15 protein-coding genes are annotated in these 22,194 nt (G+C 34.5%); all 15 read left to right on the forward strand.

The window, feature by feature from the left end; genetic code table 11:
- Window position 1 precedes the first annotated feature (1 nt).
- A complete protein-coding gene (locus tag VB798_RS10155; protein ID WP_323258359.1) occupies window positions 2–1,258 on the forward strand; it encodes a DUF4350 domain-containing protein in 1,257 nt (418 codons plus the stop codon).
- 177 nt (window positions 1,259–1,435) lie between these two features.
- On the forward strand, window positions 1,436–2,413 hold the full coding sequence (locus VB798_RS10160; protein WP_323258360.1) for an AAA family ATPase: 978 nt from the start codon (window positions 1,436–1,438) through the stop codon (window positions 2,411–2,413).
- A 156-nt stretch (window positions 2,414–2,569) separates the two neighbouring features.
- Window positions 2,570–3,430: an alpha-1,2-fucosyltransferase gene (locus VB798_RS10165; RefSeq protein ID WP_323258361.1), complete on the forward strand. Its 861-nt coding sequence runs from the start codon at window positions 2,570–2,572 to the stop codon at window positions 3,428–3,430.
- A 4-nt stretch (window positions 3,431–3,434) separates the two neighbouring features.
- Window positions 3,435–4,706 (forward strand): lipopolysaccharide biosynthesis protein, encoded by a 1,272-nt coding sequence (locus VB798_RS10170; RefSeq protein ID WP_323258362.1) that lies wholly within the window; start codon window positions 3,435–3,437, stop codon window positions 4,704–4,706.
- On the forward strand, window positions 4,696–6,042 hold the full coding sequence (locus VB798_RS10175) for an O-antigen polymerase (protein WP_323258363.1): 1,347 nt from the start codon (window positions 4,696–4,698) through the stop codon (window positions 6,040–6,042). Before VB798_RS10170 ends, VB798_RS10175 begins: the two co-directional genes overlap by 11 nt.
- On the forward strand, window positions 5,987–7,120 hold the full coding sequence (locus tag VB798_RS10180; protein ID WP_323258364.1) for a glycosyltransferase family 4 protein: 1,134 nt from the start codon (window positions 5,987–5,989) through the stop codon (window positions 7,118–7,120). Before VB798_RS10175 ends, VB798_RS10180 begins: the two co-directional genes overlap by 56 nt.
- Window positions 7,117–8,229, forward strand: coding sequence for a glycosyltransferase family 4 protein (locus VB798_RS10185; RefSeq protein WP_323258365.1), 1,113 nt, complete (start codon window positions 7,117–7,119; stop codon window positions 8,227–8,229). The genes VB798_RS10180 and VB798_RS10185 overlap by 4 nt, the downstream gene beginning before the upstream one ends.
- 192 nt (window positions 8,230–8,421) lie before the next feature.
- Window positions 8,422–9,525, forward strand: a complete 1,104-nt coding sequence (gene wecB, locus VB798_RS10190) for a non-hydrolyzing UDP-N-acetylglucosamine 2-epimerase (RefSeq protein WP_323258366.1) — start codon at window positions 8,422–8,424, stop codon at window positions 9,523–9,525.
- 157 nt (window positions 9,526–9,682) lie between these two features.
- Window positions 9,683–11,800 (forward strand): bi-domain-containing oxidoreductase, encoded by a 2,118-nt coding sequence (locus VB798_RS10195; protein ID WP_323258367.1) that lies wholly within the window; start codon window positions 9,683–9,685, stop codon window positions 11,798–11,800.
- A gap of 130 nt (window positions 11,801–11,930) precedes the next feature.
- Entirely contained in the window at window positions 11,931–12,632 is a 702-nt protein-coding gene (locus VB798_RS10200) for a hypothetical protein (protein WP_323258368.1), read from the forward strand.
- 70 nt (window positions 12,633–12,702) lie between these two features.
- A complete protein-coding gene (locus tag VB798_RS10205; protein ID WP_323258369.1) occupies window positions 12,703–14,385 on the forward strand; it encodes an astroprincin family protein in 1,683 nt (560 codons plus the stop codon).
- A gap of 439 nt (window positions 14,386–14,824) precedes the next feature.
- Window positions 14,825–16,465, forward strand: coding sequence for a helix-turn-helix transcriptional regulator (locus tag VB798_RS10210; RefSeq protein WP_323258370.1), 1,641 nt, complete (start codon window positions 14,825–14,827; stop codon window positions 16,463–16,465).
- A gap of 493 nt (window positions 16,466–16,958) precedes the next feature.
- The gene (locus VB798_RS10215; protein ID WP_323258371.1) at window positions 16,959–17,651 is read left to right on the forward strand and encodes a hypothetical protein; all 693 of its coding nucleotides are present in this window, start codon (window positions 16,959–16,961) and stop codon (window positions 17,649–17,651) included.
- A gap of 33 nt (window positions 17,652–17,684) precedes the next feature.
- Window positions 17,685–19,370, forward strand: coding sequence for a hypothetical protein (locus VB798_RS10220; RefSeq protein WP_323258372.1), 1,686 nt, complete (start codon window positions 17,685–17,687; stop codon window positions 19,368–19,370).
- Between the two features lie 1,018 nt (window positions 19,371–20,388).
- Window positions 20,389–22,122, forward strand: coding sequence for a hypothetical protein (locus VB798_RS10225; RefSeq protein ID WP_323258373.1), 1,734 nt, complete (start codon window positions 20,389–20,391; stop codon window positions 22,120–22,122).
- Window positions 22,123–22,194: the final 72 nt, after the last annotated feature.

Consider the following 22,194-nt stretch of genomic DNA (forward strand, 5'->3'; position numbering starts at 1 on the left):
CATGAAAAAACACCGTTTGTATCTTCTAATCCTTTTTTCAACCGTTCTTGGCTTCGTTTTGGTAGAAATCTACAAACCAAAACCCATCGATTGGACACAGACTTATTCAAGTAAGGACAAAATTCCTTATGGTTGCGAACTATTGTATAAACTGCTTCCACAAGTATTCAGAAATCAGCAAATATCCGATAGCAAAGTACCGATTTATCATAAAAGCGATGAATGGAAAAATAGAAAAAGTAATTATATCTACGTTTATCAGTATTTCAGAGCAGATTTAGCCAACTTGTCTAAATTGTTAAAATATGTTCAAGAAGGCAATCATGCTTTTATTGCTGCAGAAGATTTCTATGGACTAAACGATACGCTACATTTTGAAACAGCTTACCTTCAGAAATTCACAAAAGATTCTGTCAATATCAATTTCGAAAACCCAGCTCTCAAGCCCAATAAGCCTTATCTTTATCATCATCAATCAATAGGAAGCTACTTTTTACTTGATTTACCAAAAGATAGTTTGAAGAAAGTAATCATAAAAACTAATGCTAAAATCTTGGGTAAAAACTACGATGGCAAACCCAATTTTATCAAAATAGATTTTGGTAAAGGAGCTTTTTACTTAAGCACAGTTCCTAAAGCTTTTTCAAATTTTTATTTGGTGAAAGATAATAATGCAGATTATGCTTTCAAGGCACTTTCGTACTTGCCCGAAAACCAAGTTTTTTGGGATGAATACGTAAGTATCGTTGGATTTGGGAAAACGAACAGAAGTATTTTGAAAGCTAAAAATGCAAAAGGTGAAGACGACGACATTGATACTTCTCCCTTCAAGTTTATTGTAAGTCAGCCAGCCTTGAAATGGGCTTATTTTATTACTTTAGCATCCTTGTGTATTTATTTGATTTTTGAAGGAAAACGGAAACAAAGAATTATTCCAATCATCGAAACGCCACAAAATACTTCATTAGCTTTCGTAGAAACAATTGGTGCTTTGTACTATAATCAGAAAGACCATCAAGCTATTTCTGAAAAGAAAATTGCTTACTTGTTGGCATATATCAGAAATAAATTTCACCTGAAAACGACAGTAATTGACCAAGAATTCAGAGAAGATTTAAGTAGAAAAAGTAATCTAACAATTTCAGAAATCAACGAACTTTTTGACTACGTTGAAAATATCCAAATCAGTGAAAAAGTAACAGAAAAAGATTTAATCAAACTGAATAAGTATATTGAAGATTTTTATCAAAAGACCTGATTAAGAGTTATGAGTTGTGAATTATGAGTGATGAATTGTGAGCTTAGCACTGATATATCATACATACTTTAAATCACGCAATAACATTGAATACTTTATAAGCTCTAATTAACTCACTGTATTTGAACACATTAAAAGGACTTACAAATATCACTAACAATTCACAATTAAGAAACGATGGAATTTGAATCAAGAATAGACCTTAGCGATTTACAAGAAGCAGTAGCGAATATCCGTGCAGAAATTGGGAAAATCATCATAGGTCAGCAAAATACAATTGATTTATTACTTACTGCCATTTTTGCAGATGGTCATGTTTTGTTAGAAGGTGTACCAGGTGTTGCCAAAACACTTACGGCAAAATTGTTGGCAAAAACTATTTCTACTGATTTTAGTCGTATTCAATTTACGCCAGATATGATGCCTTCGGATGTGTTGGGAACAGCCATTTTTAATCCTAAAACAGCAGAATTTGATTTCAAGAAAGGTCCAATTTTTTCAAATATTGTCTTGATTGATGAAATAAATCGCTCTCCCGCCAAAACACAAGCTGCTTTGTTTGAAGTAATGGAAGAACGACAAATTACCAATTCGGGAACTACTTATCCGATGGCATTCCCGTTCTTGGTAATGGCAACCCAAAACCCAATTGAACAAGAAGGAACCTATCGTTTGCCAGAAGCCCAGCTTGACAGGTTTCTTTTTAAAATTATCATCAAGTATCCATCTTATCAGGAAGAAGTACAAATTCTTCAAGGAAATCACGGACGTTCTAGTGCAGAATCTAACAATCCTGTCGATTTAGTTCATAGCATTTTAACGCCTTTACAGCTCAGTACTTTAAGAGAAAAGGTACGTAAATCTATTGTTGATATTAAGATTTTGGAGTACATCGCCAAGATTATTCATGAAACTCGTAATTCAAAATTCATCTATTTAGGCGCTTCACCAAGGGCATCCGTGGCTTTGTTGAATGCTTCAAAAGCTTTAGCAGCGATTCGTGGGAGAGATTTTGTAACGCCACAGGATGTACAAGAACTTACTCCATCAGTACTTCGTCATAGAATAATTTTGACGCCAGAAAAAGAAATGGAAGGCTCAACGCCAGAAGACGTAATTGCTCAGATTTTACAAAAAATAGAAGTACCGAGATAGTTGTGAATTGTCATTGATTTTCTACTCATTGAACAAATCATTAGAGTCTGATTCTTCTAAATTTTACTTTGCTATAAATTGCTACCGTTTGAGGCAAAGAATATAGACTACGACAAAATATACTCCACATTTTCAACACCAAACTCATGCCTAAAAATGATTTACGTTTATCCAAAATTTCGTTCCAGAATAGACATTGGCATCAGAATCGGAGGGATGGGTTTGGCAAATTGTCTGTTGGTTTACGCCAGAGCTTTATGTTTGACGAAAAAGCTAAATGCCCAAATGATTGCTCCAACTTGGGAACAATTCAATTTTGGGCCGTACTTACGACAAGAATCTGATAAAAGACATTACTTCAACATTTTCAAAAAAGCAGGAATTTCTGGCTGGAAAAAGTACTTTTTGTTGCATTGTTTAAAAAGAATTTCTGAAAATGAGTTATCAGAAATTGAATATTCCAAGCACGAAAATCTCATTGTTGAAGTAAAAGGCGTTCAGCCATATTTTAAAGATTTGATTACTGAACGGGACTTTATTGTAGAAAATGTGCTAAAACTCATTCATCCTTTTCAGTTGAAAGAAGTGCATAATTTATCTTTTTCAAGAAAAATTGGAATTCATATTCGTTTGGGAGATTATCATCCTTCGGCACAAAAAAGTTTGGATTGGTACTTAGAAATTATCCGTCAAATTGATTTACATACGAATTACAGTTTTGAATTTTTACTGTTTTCAGATGGAAACCCCGAAGAACTGATACAGCTATTAAGCTATTCACAAAGAATCCAAAATACACATTTTGGATCTGCGATTGCAGACCTCGTGGCTTTATCCAAATGTGAATTTATTATTGGTTCAAATTCTACTTTTTCAGCTTGGGCAAGTTTTATGGAAAATAAAATATTGCTGATTCCAGAACCAAAAGGCTATTTGAATGATTTTTCTGGTTTGGATTATTATGTTTTGGATGAAGTACCGATTCTGTCGAAAGAGGTTTTAGAAAGAATTATTTAAAGTCATGCAAAAAACACTACACATATTCACAAAAAAAATAAATGCTGACTCAGCTTGGCTTTTGGTTTATACTTTCACTCAGATCTGCCTGAATGCGAGTATTATCAAGTATTTAACCAGTATTTTTTCTACCGAAGAATACGGTATCATCAGCCTTTTTAATGCTTCGCTACAATTCTTTTCGATGATATTTTTTGCATCCTTTACGCAAACTGCCAGTACTTTCGCTTTTCGTTTTCAAAGTTTAAATCATATTTTTTTATACTTAAATCCTCAATTTTTCAGGGTTTATGGCTTGGTCGTTTTGGCAGTTTTTGTCTTTATACTTGGGTCATTTTATCTTCAACAATTTCAATACTTATTCCTAAGCCTTTGGCTAATTCCAATTGCCATACTGGAATCGCAGCATGAATTTTATAAAACTCGCTTGCATTTACTCCAACAACGCAAACAAATCGCTATTGCCGTTACACTTTACTTTGGTATTCGCCTCGCTTTGCTGATTTTCTTTGTTCATTTTTCAAAAAGCCTACACGCTGTTTGGGGAGCTTGGTCGATAAGTACTTTGTTGAGTCTTTTTTATCTAAAATACAATTTCAAGCAAGCAATTCTTCCCGAAAATAATGTGCAAGAAAATCCTTCTTGGACGGAAATTAATAGTTTTTCACGTTGGCTGATGCTCGTAAATACTTTTGCTTGGGTGCAAGTTTGGCTCGACCGCTGGTTACTGAGTGGCTTTCTGAGTACTTCCGAAACGGGTTTGTACAGTTCGTATTCTCAGCTTGCAATTCATCCTTTTAGTATTGTTTCGGGTTTATTGATGGCGAAATTTAGTCCATTTTTATACAAAAATGTTGCAGACAAATCTCAAAGACCTGAATTTATCAAAAATGTAAAATCCTTATTTTCAATCTATTTACTTATCTGTTCCATTGAAATTTTATTTATTTTTTTATTGCAAGATTTTCTACTGGAATTACTCTTAGGCAAAGCCTTTCTTGAACAAAAAGAGCTTTTCATCTGGCTTTGTTTTGCTTGGATGGTTTTTCAATTGGGACATTTACTCAGTTTTTTATTAAACGTTTTAGGACAAGCCAAAACTTTATTCATTCCAAATCTCATTACGGCATTGGTTTCGGTTGTTGCCAATATTTTACTGATTCCCAAATTCGGCATTTCGGGAATCGTCATTGCTTTTATTTTAACAGGAATTACCAAAAATTTAGCCCTTTTATCATCGCTATACTTTCTTAGAAAAAATACCTATGTGGGATAATCTGTTGATTTCTTTGGTCATCGACTTATCGGTTTTCTTGCTATGCACTTCGCTTTTGTGGCGTTATGGCAAGTTGTCGGCTTATCATCCTGCTACGATTTATTTGGTTTTTCATTTTCTGATTTTTACGCTTAGACTTTTTGCCATTAATAACGGAGCAGCACTTTTCTTGAGTAATAGCACTTATTTTTTGGGTACGCAAAACCACGAAATTAGTCGTGCTGCTTTCTGGGCAGATATGGGTTTTCTGGCAATGACGCTTGCTTGGCTCTTGGAAGCACAGAAAAATGAGGACGATTTTATCCAAACAGAACAAAGTATTTTGATTGATGGGAAAGTACTGAATACGATTTTTTTTGTGACGATTCCTTTGGGTATTTGGGGCATTTTTTCTCAGCAATATATTCCGATGCTTGGTAAATCAGAACATGATTTTGGCGATTGGGAACGCTCTTCGTATTTGTCGAATACTCAAAACTTTGTGGTGTTAAGTATGATGGCTTTGATTTTTAAAAATGGTTTCAAGAAAATGTACTTGGCAATAGTTGTGATTTTTCTACTGATTTTGGCTTTGCAAGGCTATCATCGTTATCGAGTAATTGTTCCGCTGATTTTTTTAGGTTCGTTGTATTTGTATCGGCATCAACAAAAGTGGATGCCCAAACGCTATTGGCTTATCGGGATTTTTTGTTTTTTACTTTTTTTGCCTTTGAAGTACATAGGGAAATTGGTGCAAGAAGGAGCGACGCTGGAAGATTTTTCAGATTTTTTCACGGAATACCAAGAAGTAAGTGGCGATGGGAGTAATGCAGATTTGGCTTTTTTGGATATGTATGCGGTGTCAATGACGCTTGTGGATGAAGCGGGTTCGTATTATTATGGCAAAACTTTTTTTCCAATTTTAGTTTCGCCGATTCCAAGAAATTTCTGGACTGAAAAACCTTCGTTGATGCAATGGACGCTGGATATTTCTGTGCCAGAACGTGACATTAGCAAACTGGGAGCAGTTTGTTCGATTTATGGCGAAGCTTATGCCAATTTTGGTTACCTTGGAATTGTGTTGATACCTTTTCTTTTTGCTCGATTTACGGCTCGTTGTTATTTCAAAGTACTCCGAAGTCCGCCTGATTCGGCTTTTGTTTTTTTGTACTTTTTATTGATTTCTGTTTTGGTACAGGTTTATCGAGATGGCTTGGTTTCGGTTTTTACTTTTATCGTGATTTATAATATTCCTTGTTTTTTGATTTGGCTTTTTAGTGTTTTGAAAGAGAAACTGTTCTATGAAAAAAACGAAAATTATCTTTTGGATGAACATTCCGAGTTTTCATCAAAATGATTTTTTGAATGAAATCTCTATTGATTTTGAATTATTCGTAGTTTTTGCTCATAAAATAAATGCTGAAAGAGTACAGCAGGGTTGGGACTTTAGTAAAAATTCCATGAATTTTTCTTACTGTTATCTTTCGGAAAAAAGTATTTTCCAAATCTTTCAATTCATTTATCAACACAAAAATGCTTTGCATATTTTCGGTGGAATTTGGGCAGAAAAGTACTTTTTTATGGCTTTGCTCTTGCTAAAATGGTTGAAAGCGAATTACTTGATTTATTCCGAAGCTCCGATTCCGAATAAAAAGCGAAGTGTTTTAAAACGATTTTTTCTACAAAATGGCTTCAAATTTATCGCTCGCAAACTCCTTCAAGATGCTAAAGGATGCTTGGCTGTTGGAAAAAGTGGGGAAGATTTCTTTAAAAAATTGGGCGTTGATGAAAATCGAATTTTACCTTTTGGCTATTTTAGGAATTTAAGTCTTGGTCAAAAGCAAAAAATCCACAAGAATACAATTGAATTAATTTTCGTCGGGCAAATGATTGAACGCAAAGGAATCGCTTTGCTGATTGATGCGATTTTTGCTTTGAAACAGGATTTTAAGAATTTTTCTTTAACAATTATTGGTTCTGGGAGACTTGAAACTATAATTCTTGAAAAAATAACGTATTATCAATTACAAAATCATGTAAAATTACTCGGAACAATTCCTGCTGATGAAGTACCAAAATTTATTCAACAAGCAGATTTATTGATTCTTCCTTCTGATTTCGATGGTTGGGGAATGGTTGTTAATGAAGCTATTTTATGTCGAACACCCGTTTTGGTTTCGGATGCTTGCGGTGCTGCATCGCTGATAAAAAACAATCAAAATGGCTTTATTTTTCAAGCTGGAAATCTTTATTCTTTGCTTAGTCAGTTGCAGCATTTTATGAATCTATCAGAAAAAGCAAAAACTGAAATAGTTGAAAAACTAAGCGAAACAGCTGAAAAAATTAGTACAAAATCAATTTCAAGCTACTTTGGTCAATGTATTGACTTTTGCTTGAATCCTCATCTACAAAAACCTAAACCTACTTGGCTATGATTTTAGGCATCGACTTAACGAATATCAAAAAAGGTGGTGGACTTTCGCACATCAGCGAATTACTCAAAGTTGCACAACCTCAGCGTTATGGTTTCGAGCAAGTAATTGTTTGGGGAAATGCCGAAACCTTGGCTTTACTTCCCAATTTCGATTGGTTGAAAACGGCTATTTTTCCACAAACACAACAGCCATTTGAAGCTTTTTTTCAAAGAATGTTCTTTTTTCCAAACATCGCTCGAAAGCATTGTGATTTACTTTTTTCACTCGGCGGAAGTTTTTTTAGTACAAAAATGGCTTACGTTTCGATGTCACAAAATATGTTGGTTTTCGAGAAAAAAGAACGTGACCGCTTTCGTTTTCACTTCAATTGGTTTCGTTATTTGTTTTTATCAGCTTTACAAACGCTGTCATTTCAGCAGGCGAAGGGAATTATTTTTATTTCGGAGTATGCGAAACATTATATTGGTCAACGTTTGAGAAAAGACTTTTCAGATTTTCCCGTCATTTATCATGGCGTTGCGGATAGATTTTCGCAAAAGCCAAAAGTAATCAATCCAAAAGCTACGATTCGACTTTTGTACATTTCTACGATTTCACTTTACAAACATCAATGGAATGTGGTGGAAGCTGTGGCAAAACTTAGAGAAGATGGTTTTTTAGTGAATCTTGACTTGATTGGCGATTTTTATCCACCTGCTTGGCAAAAATTGAAACGTTCTTTGGCAAAATTCCCAGCTTCAAAAGATTTTGTCAGGGTTCACGGAGCAGTCAATTTTGAGAAAATCGCTACTTATTACCAACAAGCAGACATTTTTGTATTTGCTTCTACTTGCGAAAACATGCCGAATATTCTTGTTGAAGCCATGCGAGCAGGTTTGCCAATTGCTTCTTCTGATTATGGCCCAATGCCCGAAATTTTGGGCGATGCAGCTTTTTACTTTGACCCTTTAGATGTTAATTCTATTTATGAAAGCTTGAAAATGATGCTTACTTCTCCCGAAAAATGTTTTGAAAAAGCAGAAAAAGCCTTTGTAAATTCTCAGCAATATTCTTGGCAACGCTGTGCGGATGAAACTTTTACTTTTCTTCAAAAAATGGCAAAAGTATAGAAAATTGAAATTTGCCTTGCCTGTTCTGAAAAATGATTGAACTTTGTAATTGATTTGAAGATTTGGAAATTTGATGATTTGAAAGTTTTTACTTTTAAAATTGGCTATCTTTTTTAAGATAAATTCTATTTTTTCCTTCAAATTTTTGACATTTAAACAAAAACAAAGCTCAACGCTTCCACAAATATCATTATGATAAAAATCTTGAACATCGTCGGGGCAAGACCGAATTTTATGAAAGTAGCACCTTTGCACCGTGCTTTTGAACAACGTCCAGAAATTGAATCAAAAATTGTACATACTGGTCAGCATTTTGATGCAAAAATGAGCGATGTCTTTTTTGAGCAATTGCAAATGCCTAAACCGCATTATTTTTTAGGTGTTGGCGGTGGTTCGCATACAGAAGTGACGGCGAAGACGATGCTTGAATTTGAAAAAGTTTTGTTGGAAGAAAAACCTGATTTGGTATTAGTGGTTGGCGATGTAAACGCTACGTTGGCTTGTACTTTGGTGGCGATAAAATCACATATTCCTGTGGCTCACGTAGAAGCAGGTTTACGAAGTGGCGACCGTGCCATGCCCGAAGAATTAAACAGAATTTTAACAGACAGCGTTGCAGAGTACTTATTTATTACTGAACAATCGGGCGTGGATAACCTGAAACATGAGGGTGTGCCAGACGAAAAGGTGTTTTTTGTGGGCAATGTGATGATTGATTCTTTGGTACATTATTTAGAAAAAGCTCGTGAAACCAGCGTTTTAGAAGATTTTGGCTTACAAAAAGATGAGTACGCCGTAGTAACGATGCACCGCCCTGCCAATGTGGATACGCCAGAAGGTTTGGAAGCGATTTTGAACATCATTGCCGACACTACTCGCTATAAAAAAGTGGTGCTGCCAATTCACCCACGCACGGCGAATAATTTTAAGAAGTTTGGTTTATCTGAAAAATTAGAAGCAATTGAAGGTTTGATTTTGACTGAACCGCAAGGCTATTTAGAATTTTTGCAATTGATGCAAAATGCGTCGATTATCATTACTGATTCGGGAGGAATTCAGGAAGAAACTACTTTCTTGCAAATTCCTTGCTTGACTTTCAGAGATTCTACGGAAAGACCAATTACGGTTGAAATTGGTACAAATCAGTTATTGGCTGACTTAAATCCTGTGACGGTTCATGAAAAATTATTAGAAATTTTAGCAGGAAAAACAAAAAAAGGACAAATTCCCCCCCTTTGGGACGGACAGACTTCTGAACGAATTGCGGATATTTTGATTGAAAAGTTGGATAAATAGGTTTGGGGATTTCGGATGTTGGATTTCAGATTTCGGCTATTAAGAGTAAATAAAAAGAGTAGATGAAGATTTTTAAAATCTCGTTTACTCTTTTTTAGTATATTTATCTTAATGATTATCAAGCTAATAGTTCAAATTTTATTCAAAATCCTTTTCCATGAAACAAATCATCCAGCATCTACAAACTGGTGAAACTACTTTGGTTGAAACGCCAGTTCCGCAAGTTCGCAAAGGTTGTGTACTCATCAAAACTAATCGTTCTTTAGTCTCGCTGGGGACAGAGAAAATGTTAGTTCAATTCGGGAAATCAAATCTTCTTTCAAAAGCCCAACAACAACCCGAAAAAGTAAAGCAGGTTTTAGCAAAAATTAAAACGGATGGTTTCAAACCCACTTTTGATGCCGTCAGACGAAAATTGAATGAACCCATTCCTTTGGGCTATTGCAATGTGGGCGAGGTAATTGCCATTGGAGCGGAAGTAAGCGAATTTAAAATTGGCGATAGGGTAGTTTCTAATGGAAATCATGCAGAAGTAGTTTGTGTTCCTAAAAATTTGGTCGCCTTAATTCCAGACGAGGTTTCTGATGAAGAAGCTACTTTTACAGTTGTGGGAGCGATTGCTTTACAAAGTATTCGTTTAGTTAACCCAACTTTTGGAGAAACCGTTGCAGTAATTGGCTTAGGTTTAATCGGGCAACTAACGGCAGAATTATTATCAGCCAATGGTTGTGAAGTTATTGCCTTTGACTTTGAACAAAGCAAAGTTGATTTAGCCATTTCAAAAGGCATAAAAGCTTTCCAAGTAAGGGAAAAAGACGATAGTTTGCAGATTGCTAAAACCTTAACAAAACAAATTGGCGTAGATGCCGTAATCATTACAGCCTCCACAAAATCTAATGAAGTAATTGCCCAAGCTGCCCAAATGAGCCGAAAAAGAGGAAGGATTGTATTAGTAGGCGTAATTGGTTTGGATATTCAGCGAGCAGATTTTTATGAAAAAGAATTGAGTTTTCAAGTTTCGTGTTCGTATGGAGCGGGTCGCTATGAGACAAATTATGAGCAAAATGGACAAGATTACCCGATTGGCTTTGTGCGTTGGACAGCAAAACGCAATTTTGAAGCTGTTTTAAATGCCATTACCAAGAAAAAACTACAAGTAAATTCCTTGATTACGCAAAAAGTAGCTTTTGAAAATTTTCAAGAAATTTACTCCAATATGGGAGAAAGCAATGCAATTGCGTCAATTTTGGAGTATTCTGAAAAGAGTTTTTCACTTCAAGACACAGTTCAGTTTCAGAATAATACTTTTGAAAAAAGTAATGATATTTTAGCCATTATTGGGGCTGGTAATTTTACAAAAAGTACTGTATTACCCAATTTTAAAAAGCTAAAGGCAAAAATTAAGTACATTTCTTCTTCCAATGGTTTATCGGCAAGCCTTGTCGCCCAACAATTTGGCATTACGAAAGCTACGAGTAATAACGAAATCATTTTTAATGACCCAGAAGTATCGGCAGTTATTATCACCACACAACATAATACGCACGCAAAGCTTTGTATTGAGGCTTTGAAAGCAGGAAAACATGTTTTTGTAGAAAAACCTTTGGCACTGACTCAAGCAGAAATTGAGGAAATCATTGAAGTATATCAGCAATCTGGCAAAACATTGACTGTTGGTTTTAACCGAAGATTTTCACCTTTTATGCAAGATGCTAAAAAGCAATTGGGCAATAATCATTTACCGATGAATGTAATTGCTACGATGAACGCTGGTTTTATTCCCAGTTCGCATTGGACGCAAGATATGAGTATTGGTGGGGGAAGAATTATTGGAGAGGCTTGTCATTTAATTGACTTAATTACCTTTCTAACAGGCAGTTTGGTAGAAAGTGTGGTGATGAATGCCATGGAACAATCGCCCAGTTTGAATACTGATAATGCTACCATTTTATTGAAATATCAAAATGGTTCGACAGGCGTAATCAATTATTTTTCAAATGGTCATAAAAGTTATTCAAAAGAGCGTATAGAAATTTACTCTCAAGGACGAACGATTGTTGTTGATAATTTCAGGAAAGTTGAATACTTCGGTTTTAAAAACTCAGGATTCTCGCAAACACAAGATAAGGGGCATTCTCAGCAGTTTAAATTATGGTTAGAAAGCTTAAAAAATGGGGGAGAGACAATCATTTCATTTGATGAAATGATAAATACTTCTCAAGCAAGTATTTGTGCATTATCATCATTACAGAAAAATACTTGGATGAACGTCTAATGATTATTTTTTCAAGTTTGAATACAAAAATTTTGACGTTTTTTATAATAATTTCAATATTAAATGTAATATTATGCGCTAATCAATATTTTTGCCCCAGTAAAATATAACCGATTAAAATAAAACTATAATGAAAACAAAAACTACCTCCAGTTTATTGCTTTTTTGTTTGTGTTTAATAAGTAGTATCTGCTTTGGTCAAGACACTACACTAGCTAAACCAACTAAAGTAAAAACAACACACAAATTAGGTTTCGCTTTGAATCTTGGCACAACGCCAGGAATTGACATTGCTTATGGATTGAGTCCAAAAGTTGCCGTTCGACTTGGCTTTAGCTATTTCAAGTACAATGTAAATTCTACCACAAATACTTCTGACGAAGAAGTAAAATTGGCTGGCGACGTTGATATGGCGATGGCTGGTTTATCTTTTGAATATCACCCTTTCAAGAAAAGTAGTTTTAAATTATTTGGTGGTGCATCTTATATCGACAAAGGAAAAGTGTCAGTGGTTGTAACTCCTACTGGAACTTACACTTTTGGAAGTACTACTTTCACCCCTGATGAAATTGGTAATGTCAAGTTTTCGGTTGACTATGGAAAGAAAATTGCACCATTCGCTGGAATTGGATTTGGAAGGACTATTCCTAAAAGTAGAATTGGCTTTGGATTTGAAGTAGGTACTTATTATACACAATCGCCAGTAGTTACTTTAACAGGTGAAAAAAGATTGAGTAGCATGAGTGAACAACAAGCTAAAGTACAAGAAAATATGAAAGATTGGCAGTACTGGCCAATTGTTAATTTGAGATTAGCCGTAAGATTAGACTAAGGGATAATTGTGTATTTAACGATCTAACATAAGCAATTCTAAATCAATCATTTAAACTTAATTTAAAAAAATGAAAACAAATTTTACTTCTATATTTCGTCCAATAATATATATATTTCTTGGGCTTTCACTTGTATTTGCCTGCCAGAAAATAAATCCTTTTGAAGATGTAGAGCTGACGGTGAATACTGATATTTATCAAGCTCCAATTATAATTCATTTCCTTGATGCAAATGTCGATGCTACCAAATTGCCTGAAAATATCACTGTGTCTATTTCTGGGCCTGGGAAAAATTTAATTTTTGATGATTTAGGAGGAAAAGATTACGCTGTCGCAGGTAACGTACTATCATTAGTATTAGATAAAGATGTAAAACCAACAGAAACTAATCCAGTTGAATTTACCGTTTCTGTAACTGCTCCTGGCTATGTTTCAACTAGCCAAACTATTTCTATCACAGATCCCACAAAATCTCTTGAATTCACCGTTCCCTTGACAAACGTAGCCGCAACACCAGAAGGTACAGCCGCTAAAACGGAAACGCTTTCATTAACAACTGGACAAACATTAACAGTCCCCGCTACAACTGATAAACCAGAAGTTGCTACAATAACTATTGCACCAGGTACTCAAGTAAAAGATGAAACAGGAAATGTTATCTCTTCAAATACTGTTAATGCTCAAGTTGTTCAATATGGTACTGGTAATGAGGAGTCATTAAACAGCTTCCCAGGAAGTTTCACTCCAGAAAATGTTACTTTACAAACTGGTGCTTCCACTGCTGGAACATTTGTATCAGCAGGTTTTGTTGCTATTGACATGGAAGCTGGCGGAAAAAAAGTTAAAAGTTTTACAAAACCGATTGATGTAAATGTAGGAATCAATACAGAATTATTTAATCCTGAAACTGACCAAAAAGTAAAAGAAGGAGACCAAATTCCTACTTGGAGTTTTGAAAGTTCTACAGGTGAATGGAAAGAAGAAGGAGTAGCAACTGTTGTGAAAGGGAGTGACGGTAAATTATCAGCAACCTTCAAGGCATCACACTTATCTTACTGGAACATTGACTGGTTTTATTATCTTCCAAGATGCAGACCAAGCTTTGTCTTGAAAGTTACATCAAACCTACTTACAAATGTTGTCTCTAGTAATTATTATGCAAAAGTTTATTGGGCACCTGCCAATTCTAATAACTTCCAATACGTTTATCAAGCTTACGGTTTTAATGCTAAAAATGGGGAGTTAAATCAGTACGTGGGCTTATATACGCCAAATGGCTCTCGTGTAAGAATTGATGTGTATGCTTATAGCAACAATGCTAAAATTGGAACAACTGGCATATTTAATCCATGTGCAAATAATCAAATTCCAATTACGATTAATGCTCCAACACCGCCAACACCAATTATAGTCGATGTTGATTTTACAGCTAAATGTCAAAACAAGAGTGTTAATATTAAACCATCTGCTTGGGTAAGTTTATATGACCCTACTGGTCGAACTTATTATGAGCGCTATATAGATGGTTATATGAGAAGTGGAAAAGCAACAATTGTTGTTTACGAGGGTCGAGAATATACTTTTGGTGCTTATTATGGTGGAAAATATTATTCAGGAAAGGTAACATTTAGTAAAACAAGTTCAAAAATTATTACTTCTACTGGAACTGGTATTACTGGAACTACCTCATATAACGCAGCTACTGGCAGAGTTCAAGTCGTGGCAAGTTATGTAACAAATGATTGTAAATAAACACAAGCAATTTAAAAATCAAAAAAGGGTCAAAAATAATTTTTTGACCCTTTTTTGATTGATAGATACTAAGTTATCATTATTTTCTATTCAATTCTTCATTTTACACTTCTCTCTTTTTATTACTAGACTTTGAAAATGATAAGTTTATTAAAATGATAAAAATCTGTAAAATCAATTTTGTAATTTTATAGAAATAATTTCAATCAAAATGCTTTGTGTGAAAGTTTTTTGAGAAATCTAAAACTTTCCTGACAAAATAGATTTAAGCGACTTTAGAATGCTATGGTCCAGAAAATTTAATATGAGACATTGCTTATCATTGATAAAACCACTAAAAAAATCATCCTTGTTTCTCATTGTTGCTTTATTATTTGCATGCGGTTTCTCGAATACTTCTTTTTCACAGCCGTCATTCAATGAAGGGAGTTTCAGAAACATGACGGCAAAGGAACGTTATCGCTTTGTTCATGATTACCCATTTTGGAAAGTATATGATGCAAATAAACTATCGACTATTCTTACGCAAATGGTTGGTATTGCTGTCGAAAAAAAAGATTACCATAGCGAACTTGCTCTAAAATATTACACCTCTTTGGTTTCAGGGAAAGTTGGATTTAAAATACCAAAAGGTAAAAATGCAAATGACGTTTTAACTGAAATGCAAAAAATTGCCACTCAACAAGGCTACGAAGTAGAGGACGTTGTGGCATTTTGTTATTTAACTAACAACTTATACTTAGGTCAAAAATTATCTAAAGAACAATATTATGTGGATGTTCAACATTGTTTTGAACAGCTTCAACGTGTTGGTTTTGAAAAATTCAAAGACTATAATGTAGCAGGGTTACTTTTTAATTTTGGTAAATGTCTTTGGGATTTAGGAGATTTAGACAAAGCATACCAATACTTAAGTATAGCTGAACGCTTTATTGAACCAACTGTTGAAGGTGGATTTCATTACACACAAGTATTGAATTATCTACAAACCTATTGGCAAAAAAAGAAAGATTACAATAAGGCTATCTTCTATGCTAAAAAAATCTTGGTTTATCACCAAAATTTGCAAGTAGAAGAGCTTGAACAAAAATTTTGGAATCGCTTCTGGTTGAATTTTTCTGCTCTTGATATTGCTTCATTACTTATTGAACAAGGAAAAATTAAGGAAGGAGAATTCTATGCAAACAAAGGTTACCAACTTATTAAAACACAGTTTTCATTAGATTCTATTGTTTCTATGCAAGCAGAGTTTGATGTTTTGATGGTACTTATTCCAATTAAATTAAAATTGGGTAAGACCCACGAGGTTAATACGCTACTAGAACGTGCTACAACAATCAAAAACAATTTAAGTCCCAAAGGTTTATTAGACTATTTTAAGCCCCTCAAACTCTATAAATATTCTTCAGAATATCAGGAAGAACAAGGGAACTTTGCGGCTGCATTACATTACACACATCTTGCTCAAAAGCTACAAGATAGCCTCAATCTACGTAACGATGCCCAAAAATTATCGCAAATGCAGCTTCGTTATGAAGTAGAAAAGTATGCTGGACATTTAAAAATGATAGAGAATGAGAAACAATTACAGAAATACCTACGCAATGCCGTACTTGTCATCCTCTTGTTGGTTGTAGGATTTGCCTACGTTAATCTCAGACGCTTACACCATAAACATCGCCAAAAGGAAAAAGAATTGGCAAATGCCCAGTACGACCTCAATTCATTGACACAACATTTCCGCAAAATGTCGGATTTAGCAGAAAACCTCCGCCATGAGAACGAAAAACTCATTACCAATGATAATCAAAATGAGTACTTAGAACAACTCATATCATCGACTATCTTGACTGATGAAGACTGGACAAACTTCAAGGTGATGTTTGAAAAAGTTCATCCCGGCTATATTCAAGTACAAAAAGAAAAATATCCCGACCTCACCAATGCTGAAACACGTTTATTGATGCTTGAAAAACTAGATTTGAGTGCTCAAGAAATGGCCAATATGATTGGTGTAAACAAGAATACCATTCACCAAACAAGGCTACGCTTACGCCGAAAAACAAATGATAGAGTATAAGTACTACTCACAAAGACTTATTTATTAATACTTTACAATTTTGTCATCTTTTTGTCATGCCTTTTTTTTGCTTTCCTCTTATTTCTCTCGCAACCTTTGTAGGGTCAAATGCAGATATTTCTGTTTGTCTATTTTTCTTTCTTTTTAAAGGATTGAATAGGCTGTTTTAAACTCCAACACGCTTAGTATTTATCAATCTGATTATACTATTATTAATCCTGTGAACAATTCGCCTTTGTTATATTGAATCTCTAACACATCCAAATGCTTTACAATTACTTATCGCAATAATTATTTTGTATTGGTTCGAATCAAAGCATTTTATTTAAAGGTTTGTCTTATCGTTAAACCTATGGATTTTTCTAAATAAGGTTTATGGTAGTTGTCAACAATTATCATAAACCTAAATCAATTGGCTAAAACCTAACATTGCGTTTTAATATATGTACTGCTATTGTATAACTAAATTTTAAACTTAAACAAATACAAATTCATGAAACGAAGAACTACTCTTAGTTTATTTCTTCTCTGTACATTTTTCATTAATTGCGTCTATACAACTTTTGGGCAAGACTCAACTTTGGTTAATACGCCTCATAAATTAGGCTTTGCACTGAATCTTGGCACAACGCCAGGAATTGACATTGCTTATGGATTGAGTCCTAAAATCACTGCTCGACTGGGATTTAGCTATTTCAAGTACAATGTAAATTCTACCACAAATACATCTGACGAAGAAGTAAATTTGGCTGGCGACGTTGATATGGCAATGGCTGGTTTATCTTTTGAATATCACCCTTTCAAGAAAAGTAGCTTTAAATTATTTGGTGGAGCATCTTATATCGACAAAGGAAAAGTATCGGTGGTTGTAACTCCTACTGGAACTTACACTTTTGGAAGTACTACTTTTACTCCTGATGAGATTGGTAATGTCAAGTTTTCGGTTGACTATGGAAAGAAAATTGCACCATTCGCTGGAATTGGATTTGGAAGGACTATTCCTAAAAGTAGAATTGGATTTGGATTTGAAGTAGGTACTTATTATACACAGTCGCCAGTAGTTACTTTAACGGGTGAAAAAAGATTGAGTAGTATGAGTGAACAACAAGCTAAAGTACAAGAAAATATGAAAGATTGGCAGTATTGGCCAATTGTTAATTTGAGATTAGCCGTAAGACTCGACTAATTCAATAATGTCATTTAAACTTTATTCTAAAAGATGAAAAACTTTTTTACTTCCATATTACGTCCAGTAATACTTTTTTCTTTAGGGATTTCCCTTGTTTTTGCTTGTCAGAAAATCAACCCATTTGAAGGCGTAGATTTAACCGTCAACAGTAATATCTATAAAGCTCCAATCCTTATTGAGTTTGTTGATGCCAACAGCAACAGTACTACTCTCCCAAAGGATTTAACTGTGACTATTTCAGGTCCGAACAAAGACCTTGTTTTGAACGACCAGGGAGGAAAAGATTTCAAGGTTGCAGGAAATTTACTTTCTTTGGTTTTAGCCGAAAATGTAAACCCATCAGAAAGCGCTCCTGTTGAATTTACGGTGTCGGTAAAAGGTCCGAATTATGCCCCGACTAATTACACTATTACCATTGTAGATTTTTTAAGTTCTACTTATAGAGTAGCACTAACTAACCTCTCGGCTCTGCCTGATGGAGTAAAATCAGTTGCAAAAACAACATCATTGGCTACAGGAGAAACCATCGTGATTCCTGCAAGTACCGACAAACCTGAAGTTGCAAAAATTACTATTCCTGCTGGCACACAAGTAAAAGACGAAACTGGAGCCATAATCAATGCTACAAGTGTAAACAGTAATATCATTCAGTACGGAACTGGTACAGAAGATGCTTTCAATAGTTTCCCGAATGAAGGCGAAGCAAACACCGTTAAATTTAAAGATGGAACTACCGATGAAGCTTCATTTATTACAGCAGGTTTTGTGGATATCGATATGACAGCGGGTGGGAAAAGTGTAAAAAGCTTTTCAAAGCCTTTAGATATGTCTCTTTCTTTACATCCTGATTTAGTTAATCCTGATACAGAAGAACCTGTACAAGTAGGTGACCAAATTCCAGTATTTAGCTATAATAGAGACAAAGACGAATGGACAGAAGAAGATGATGCAACCATTACTAAAGATGCGAACGGAAATTTAATTGCCAATTTTAAAGTACCTCATTTATCTACTTGGACGATTGCTTGGAAGTATAAAGGTAAAACTTGCGGAAGTAAAACTTATACTGTAAGCATTAAATCCAATATCAGAAATTCAACATCAAAGTATTATGCTACGGTATCGTATATAAAAAGTGGCAGAGCTAGATATACCAAAAGATACCCTTCATTTAAAATATCTAATAGTACAACAGTAAAGTTTAAAGCCAAAAAAGTACCAAAAGGATATTCAACAAGGATTGTTGTGTATCGTTCTAATGGTGTTGTTATTGGAAGTAGCACATTTAACGCTTGTAACAATAAAAAAATTAGTTTGACAGTTAGGGAACCTGAAGTAGTAGTCCCTCCAAATACTCCTGACGACGCAGCTGAAACTGAATCTGATGCTGTTAAAGTTAACTTAAATTTTACAGCTGCATGTACTAACAAAAGCGTAAATATTAAACCAACAGTTTGGGTGAAGTTAGTCGATGCATCAGGAGTAGAACAATTAGTAAATGTAGTAGAAGGTAAGGCAACACTTGGCATGAAGAAAAATGTAAAATATACAATAACAACCACTTATGATGGAACTAACTATTCAGGAGAAGTTACTATCAGCAATGGCACAGCAACCATAGTCTCTTCGGTAGGCTTAACAGGTTCTTTTCCAGTTAATCCAACCTCAGGAGAAGTAGATGCGACGCTTGTTTATCCGCTTAATAGTTGTAAATAAAAATAGCATTTAACAAACATGAGTCATCCCGAATTTTAAAATCACAAAAAAGCGGTCGAAAAACCAATTTCGACCGCTTTTTTGTGATTGATGGGCAACGAATTCCTACTGTTTGAGCGAAGCGAGTTTAGGAATTCTTGATTTTTTTGTTACTTTTTGTATCAAGACAAAAAGTAAGGACGAGAACAAATCCAAAAAACTTTTAAATCTTCTAAAACTAGCTATTTTAGGAGAAAATTCGGGATGACTCATGTTTATTTTCTAGTCCTAAGTAAAGATTCCTTTGGGTTCTGGATATACTATAAATACTTGACTAACTTCTATTTACCGTTCTTATCAAGCTTTTCTGTATCTTAAATAAAGTAATGTTATTTAAAATTTTGATTTTAATACTACTTCTCTTTTATAGACAAAATATAAATTAAAATATTATTATAAAATATTGCAATTTATTTATATGTTTGTCAGCATATTCATCCTAATCCTCCCATAAAGCTAAAAAGATGACTTTAATTTCTTCTTTTAGCCAAAGCACGTTTAATACTTCATCATTACAACTAAAGTTTTTATTTTTTAGAAATTTAGAACTGACCAATGTCAGTGTTTGTCTTGGCTCTTGGGTAATACACTCAAAGTATCTATGTATTAAGGCTGTTTTAATTACTTAAACTTAATTTTATTCCTTCTCCAATAATTATTTTAAGTAAAAAGGTGACGCTAATGCTTTTTCGTTCAACTATTTCTGTTGCTTAAATTTTAGGACATTATTTGTTCATGATGAACCGTATAGTGTTGCAAGTATTCTCGTTAGGCTAAGCATTGATTTTTAATGCTCGTAAAAATGACTTTATCTATGATTCATAGTGAAAGTCATCGTTTCTTTCTGTGTTGATATATAACCTCATAGGTAATCGGTAAGTCTGAAAATATTAATTGTTGGGCTATTTAACCTTCTCTCTCTCTTTTTGAAGTATCTATTTCTGTGACCAAAAACAATCTCAAAACTTTTCTTAATCAAATGAAAACAAATTTTCTATCAATCTTTCGTCCAATGCTTTTGGTATTCATTGGATTCTATTTAACCTTTTCATGTAGCAAATTAAATCCTTTAGATGAAGTTGAGCTAACTGTAAACAACGATGTAACGAAATCTCCTATCCTGATTCATTTTGCCAATGCTAATAGTTCATCGACCAACGTACCAGGAGATTTTAATGTTACAATAAGTGGCAAAAATGCCAATTTAGTGGAAATGGATGGTGGTAGCACCAATTTTCAAGCATCGCATGGTCTTTTACCTTTATACATTGTTAATACAGCTAATCCATCTACAACCAATCCTGTAAAATTCAATGTTTATGCAGAAATACCGGGTTTTGCTCCTGTTACACAATCGGTTACCATTACTTCGGATTCTGTAAAAGTAATTGATATTACTGCGATAGAGTACGCCAACCCAGCTGATGGAACATCGGTATCGGTTAGTCAAGCTACTTTAACCAATGGGGTTTCAAATGGTGATAATTTTAAGACTGGTACAAGTGCCACAATGTCTGAAACAACCACCGTTACAATTCCTGCTGGAACAAAAGTGTTAGATGCAAACGGAGTAGCAATTAATGCCAATCAACTAACATCAAATATCGTTCATTTTAGTCCTAGTTCTCCTACTTCTTATAGCGCATTTCCGGGAGGTTTTAACCCAACTAATGTGGTGGACCAAAACGGTCAGCCTATCAATAATGGTGAAGGAATTAATTTTGTTTCGGCAGGATTAGTGGCTATTAATATGAAAGCTGGCAATACTGATGTAAAACAGTTTTCTTCTCCAGTAAAGGTTTCTATGGAAATCAATGCCAATACAACCAATTTTGATACTGGCGAAAACATTAAAGTTGGTGATGTGGTACCACTTTGGAGTTTAAATGAACAAACTGGTCAATGGAAAAGTGAAGGAGATGTAACCGTCACAACCAATTCGAATGGTAAACTTATCGCTAATTTTGAAACTAAACACTTATCTTGTTTTAACCTTGATTGGTATTGGTATGGCATAAGAACTTGCAATAGACCCTTAACGGTAACATTACGTATTGGTCCGGGGAAAAGCGGATATTTTGATGTAACATTGGTTACGCCTAATAACCAATACTTGGCAGCATTGCATGGGGCATATTTAACAGATGGAATGAGAGTAACCTTTCCTTATGTGGCACAAATACCACAAGCAAAAATTGTTATATCATCTTTTAACTTATACCTAAATCCAAGACTGCCAATATTAGCACAAACCAATCTATTCAACCCTTGTGCACAGGGAGCGATAGATATTATCTTTGGCGCACCAGCTACTCCTGATATTGTCAAGGTAAACATAAATATTAGCGGAAAGTGTAGTAATAAAAATGTTAAAATTTTGCCTTCTGGTTGGTTCTATCTTTATGATAACACTGATGCGATGGCGGGTAAAAACCCTTGGACTTACCTGTATTTAGTCAATGGTGTCATCAATTTCAGTTATGGCTCTAAGATTACTAACAATAACGGAGTACTTACTATTGAATTAGTAAATGGACATCAATACATGGTTTATTCTTGGAACAATAACACTTGGTATTCTTCGGGATTATTTACCCTTAATAAAAACAATTTTGCTCTTCCTGCGGGTACTGGAATTGTTGGAAATTCGGTTTATAATGCTGGAACCAATACCTTAAATATTACTGGTACTTTTACGCCTAATTGTAAGTAGGTTTCAACATATTAAAAATCCCCAATTATTCAAATAGCGAATAATTGGGGATTTTTAATTGAATACAATTGA

The organism is Arcicella lustrica, from assembly GCF_034930985.1.
GTDB lineage: Bacteria > Bacteroidota > Bacteroidia > Cytophagales > Spirosomataceae > Arcicella > Arcicella lustrica.

Bases quoted from the DNA above. Each gene is read 5' to 3' on its own strand.
- VB798_RS10155 (WP_323258359.1), top strand. From the start codon at position 2: ATGAAAAAACACCGTTTGTATCTTCTAATCCTTTTTTCAACCGTTCTT.
- VB798_RS10160 (WP_323258360.1), top strand. From the start codon at position 1,436: ATGGAATTTGAATCAAGAATAGACCTTAGCGATTTACAAGAAGCAGTA.
- VB798_RS10165 (WP_323258361.1), top strand. From the start codon at position 2,570: ATGATTTACGTTTATCCAAAATTTCGTTCCAGAATAGACATTGGCATC.
- VB798_RS10170 (WP_323258362.1), top strand. From the start codon at position 3,435: ATGCAAAAAACACTACACATATTCACAAAAAAAATAAATGCTGACTCA.
- VB798_RS10175 (WP_323258363.1), top strand. From the start codon at position 4,696: ATGTGGGATAATCTGTTGATTTCTTTGGTCATCGACTTATCGGTTTTC.
- VB798_RS10180 (WP_323258364.1), top strand. From the start codon at position 5,987: ATGAAAAAAACGAAAATTATCTTTTGGATGAACATTCCGAGTTTTCAT.
- VB798_RS10185 (WP_323258365.1), top strand. From the start codon at position 7,117: ATGATTTTAGGCATCGACTTAACGAATATCAAAAAAGGTGGTGGACTT.
- wecB (WP_323258366.1), top strand. From the start codon at position 8,422: ATGATAAAAATCTTGAACATCGTCGGGGCAAGACCGAATTTTATGAAA.
- VB798_RS10195 (WP_323258367.1), top strand. From the start codon at position 9,683: ATGAAACAAATCATCCAGCATCTACAAACTGGTGAAACTACTTTGGTT.
- VB798_RS10200 (WP_323258368.1), top strand. From the start codon at position 11,931: ATGAAAACAAAAACTACCTCCAGTTTATTGCTTTTTTGTTTGTGTTTA.
- VB798_RS10205 (WP_323258369.1), top strand. From the start codon at position 12,703: ATGAAAACAAATTTTACTTCTATATTTCGTCCAATAATATATATATTT.
- VB798_RS10210 (WP_323258370.1), top strand. From the start codon at position 14,825: ATGACGGCAAAGGAACGTTATCGCTTTGTTCATGATTACCCATTTTGG.
- VB798_RS10215 (WP_323258371.1), top strand. From the start codon at position 16,959: ATGAAACGAAGAACTACTCTTAGTTTATTTCTTCTCTGTACATTTTTC.
- VB798_RS10220 (WP_323258372.1), top strand. From the start codon at position 17,685: ATGAAAAACTTTTTTACTTCCATATTACGTCCAGTAATACTTTTTTCT.
- VB798_RS10225 (WP_323258373.1), top strand. From the start codon at position 20,389: ATGAAAACAAATTTTCTATCAATCTTTCGTCCAATGCTTTTGGTATTC.